The sequence below is a fragment of the Micromonospora sp. DT44 genome (assembly GCF_049841635.1).
Classification (GTDB): domain Bacteria; phylum Actinomycetota; class Actinomycetes; order Mycobacteriales; family Micromonosporaceae; genus Micromonospora.
In genome coordinates, this window is sequence record NZ_JBNCKS010000121.1 from 1 (window position 1) to 3,757 (window position 3,757).

Sequence of the window (3,757 nt, forward strand, 5' to 3'; positions counted from 1 at the left end):
TCTGACGTAGAGTGCGGTCGCGAGGGTGTCCAGATCGGTGTGCACGGGGCCTCCATGGTCTCGTTGCCTAGGCAACGAGACCATGGAGGCCCTCGCGTCTACTTGCGGTCCCACATCCCTTGGAATCGATCATCTAGATCCGGCGCCAGCCGTTTTCGCCGCGATGAAGGACGGGTGGGCGCGGCAGCAAGTCGCTCGTTTCCTGCGCGAGGCCACGATCGGGTCGCGGTTGCGGCTGGTTGATCGAATGGAGCAGTACACGGGGTTGTACCCGTGGCAATGGACGCCGGCGGAGGGGGAGGCGTTCATCGCTCACCTTCGCGGTGGTGCGGCACCAATCCGGTTGTCGACGGCGCGGACGTACGAGGTGACGATCGCCTTGTTCATGGAGTTCCTGCGCGATGCCCGGTACGGGTGGCCGGCTGAGTGTTCGCAACGCTTCGGGACGGCCCCGCAGGTGGTGTTCCACGAGGGCAACTCGGTGGTGCATTCCGCGGACTACGAGGGCGATCCGCGTCGTCGGCCGTTGTCCTACGACGAGGTTCAGCAGTTGTTCGATGCCGCTGACGAGCGGCCGAAGAAGGTCCGGGGTCAGGGCCGCAAGGGTGCGTTGACGGCGCTGCGGGACGCGGCGGTGCTCAAAACGGTCTACGCGTTCGGCACCCGACGCGCGGAGTCATCGAAGGTGGACCTGGTGGATCTGCGGCGTAATCGCAAGGCGCCGCAGTACGGCATGTTCGGAATGTTGACGGTGCGCTACGGCAAGGCATCGGCGGGCGGGCCGGCGAAGCGGCGCACGGTGCTGACGGTCCCGGAGATGGACTGGGTGGTCGACGTGCTGGGCGAGTGGGTCGGCGAGGTCCGCCCGCATTTCTCGCCGGGCCGGCACCCGGCGTTGTGGGTGAGTGAGCGGGTCGGGCGGCTGTCGCCGCGCTCGATCAACGAGGCGTTCGTGCTGGCTCGGCAGGCCGCTGGCTTGGATGAAGGCCTGGATCTGCATTGCCTGCGGCATTCCTACGTCACGCACCTGACGGAGTTCGGGTATCCGGCCCGGTTCGTGCAGGAGCAGGTCGGCCATTCCCATGCGGCCACCACGGCGATCTACATGGGAGTGTCGCAGGAGTACCGCAACAAGCTGTTGGAGGGCTCGTTGAAGCGGCGGCTGGGTGAGGACTGGGACCTGCGATGATCAAGAAGATGGGCTGCGACTGGCGGCTGCGTCAGGTGATGGCCGAACACGAGATGTTTCAGACCTCAGACCTGGTGCCGCTGCTGGCCGAGCGCGGGGTGTCGCTGTCGCGTGAGCAGGTCTACCGGCTGGTGACCCAACCGCCGCAACGGATGAGCATGGACACCTTGGTCGCGTTGTGTGACATCTTCGCCTGCACCCCGAACGACCTGATCAAACCGGCCGTCGTCAATGCGCAGATCCGCAAGACCGCCGACGGCGACGCCGGTCCGGTGCTGCCGCTGACGGCGCGCCGCACCGTGGTCCGCCGCCCCGGCCAGCAATGAGAAAGCCGACCCCGGACCAGCTGCGCCTGCTCGCCGAGCTGGCCAGCTCACGGACGCTGATCCTCGAATACCTGGCCGCGGCGCTCGGCCCGGAGTTGAGCGCCGCGCAGGCGCAGGCCGCGCTGGAGCAGGTGAAAGCGTGGAAGGGCCCGAACGCGCACCTGCTCGCCCGGCACTTGACCGGCAACCCGTCGGCGCTGACCGCACCCGGCCGGGACTGCCCGAAACCGCTGGTGCGGCTGCTGCCGCTGTTGGTAGCCGCCGGGCACGGCGACAAGGTCCGGCTGGCGGCCTGCTCCGACTGCGGCCGGACCGACCCACCACCACTGATTGGCCGCTCGGCAGGCCGGGTCTGTCTGCGCTGCGCGGACCGGTCACGGGTGGGCGAGTGCGCCCGCTGCGGCGCCGTGCGACCCATCAGGGCGCGCCGTCCGGAGGGCGGCATCTGCCAATCCTGCCGGTCGAAGGAACCGGACGCGCTGCGCCAGTGCGCGCACTGCGACCGGCTGCGGCCACCGACCCGCCGGCTGCCGGACGGCGCGCACCTGTGCCAGAGCTGCGCGCCGAAAAGCGTGAAGCAGTGCTGCCGCTGCGGCCGGCAGCGCCGGGTGAACGCCCGTACTCTGGACGGGCCGGTCTGCGGCACCTGCTACACCAGCGTCCCGCGCCGCTGCGGGGTCTGCGGCACCGTCGCGATGATCACGGCCCGGGCGACCGACAGCCGGCCGGACACCTGCCGCAGCTGCCTGCGCCGGCGCACGAAGCGGTGTAGTGTCTGCGGCCTCGACCGTCCAGGCCACCACCTCGGCGGGACCGGGCTCTTTCACTGCTACACCTGCGCGCCCCGGCCGATCGCCGACTGCGGCATCTGCGGACACGAGAAACCAGTCAAGACGGTCTGGGCGCTCGGCCCGGTCTGCAACCTCTGCTACCGGCGCCGCCGCGCTACGCCGAAGACCTGCAGCTCCTGCACCAGGCGGCGCATCATCGTCGCTCGAGGGCCCGAAGGTGAGGACTGGTGCGCGTCCTGCAGCAGCACCGACCAGCCGCGCTCCTGCACCCTCTGCGGTGAACCCGGTGACCTGCTGCGCGGCACCTGCCCGCGATGCGTCCTGCGTGCCCGCGTGAGCGATCTGCTCTCGCCCGGCGGTGGCGCGGTTCCGGCCGCGCTCGAACCCCTGTCCGCGGTCCTGGCCGATGCCGACAACCCTTACCGGGTCCTGCAATGGCTGCGGAGTAGCCCGTCGGCCCGGCTGCTCGCTCAGCTCGCCCGCCAACCTGGTGAACTCACCCACGACGCCCTGGACGCGTTCGCGCCTGGGCTGGTCAGCGACTACCTCCGCGGTCTGCTGGTCAGCGCCGGCGTCCTGCCGGCACGCGACGAGAACCTGGCCCTGCTCACCCGGTGGCTGACCCGCGAACTGGCCGCGCAGGGTCCGCAGCGCAGCACGGTCATCCGCGCGTTCGCCGAATGGCACATCCTGCGTGACGCCCGGCGCCGCTCGACCCGAGGCCGCTACACCTTCGCCGCCTACAAAGGCGACGCCAGCAACATCCGCGCCGCCGGACAGTTCCTGACCTGGCTCGACCAGCAGAACCTGACCCTGGACACCCTGAACCAGCAGCACCTGGACACCTGGGCAGCCGGCAAGGCAACCCTGCGGGCCCGGACCATCCCGTTCATCCGCTGGGCCACCGCACGCCGGCTGACCGCGCGGCTGTCCATCGCCCACCCACCGACCCGCCACCCCGAACACTTCCACCTCGACGACATGCACCAGCACGAGCTACGCCGCTGTCTCACCGACACCTCACTACCGGCGGACGTCCGTATTGCCGGGGCGTTGACCCGCCTCTACGCCCTCCCGTTGACCCGCATCGTCGAGCTGACTACCGCCCAGTTCCACCGCGACGACGACCACGTTTACCTGACGATCAGCCGGCACCCGGTGGTCCTGCCGCCATCGCTGGCGCAACTCATCCAGGACCACCTCAACCCCCGCGACACCGGGCTGCCAGGCAACGCGAACCCCTACCTGCTCGCCGGCCGAAACCCTGGCCGCCAGCGCAACCCCGCGGGGCTGGCCGACACCATGCGCCACCACGGACTGCCCGCCCGCGCCGCCCGCAACACCGCCATGATGCACACCCTGGCCGACCTGCCACTGAGTTTCCCCCGCTTTGATGGAGCGGTGGTTACCTGCTGCCGGCTGGCGCAGGGGTGGCGATAGGTGGTTCGGCT

Annotated in this window: 3 protein-coding genes; all 3 read left to right on the forward strand. The window is 69.9% G+C overall.

What is annotated here, in order from left to right; all coding sequences use genetic code 11:
* Window positions 1-82 precede the first annotated feature (82 nt).
* Genes ACLQ25_RS32450 through ACLQ25_RS32460 form a run of 3 tightly spaced genes read left to right on the forward strand, consistent with a single transcriptional unit; the run spans window position 83 to window position 3,746 of the window.
* Window positions 83-1,189, forward strand: a complete 1,107-nt coding sequence (locus tag ACLQ25_RS32450) for a tyrosine-type recombinase/integrase (protein WP_425734544.1) — start codon at window positions 83-85, stop codon at window positions 1,187-1,189.
* The gene (locus ACLQ25_RS32455; protein WP_425734545.1) at window positions 1,186-1,515 is read left to right on the forward strand and encodes a helix-turn-helix domain-containing protein; all 330 of its coding nucleotides are present in this window, start codon (window positions 1,186-1,188) and stop codon (window positions 1,513-1,515) included. The genes ACLQ25_RS32450 and ACLQ25_RS32455 overlap by 4 nt, the downstream gene beginning before the upstream one ends.
* Window positions 1,512-3,746 carry a hypothetical protein gene (locus ACLQ25_RS32460; RefSeq protein ID WP_425734546.1) on the forward strand — a complete coding sequence of 745 codons (2,235 nt, stop codon included), beginning with the start codon at window positions 1,512-1,514 and terminating at the stop codon, window positions 3,744-3,746. The genes ACLQ25_RS32455 and ACLQ25_RS32460 overlap by 4 nt, the downstream gene beginning before the upstream one ends.
* Window positions 3,747-3,757: the final 11 nt, after the last annotated feature.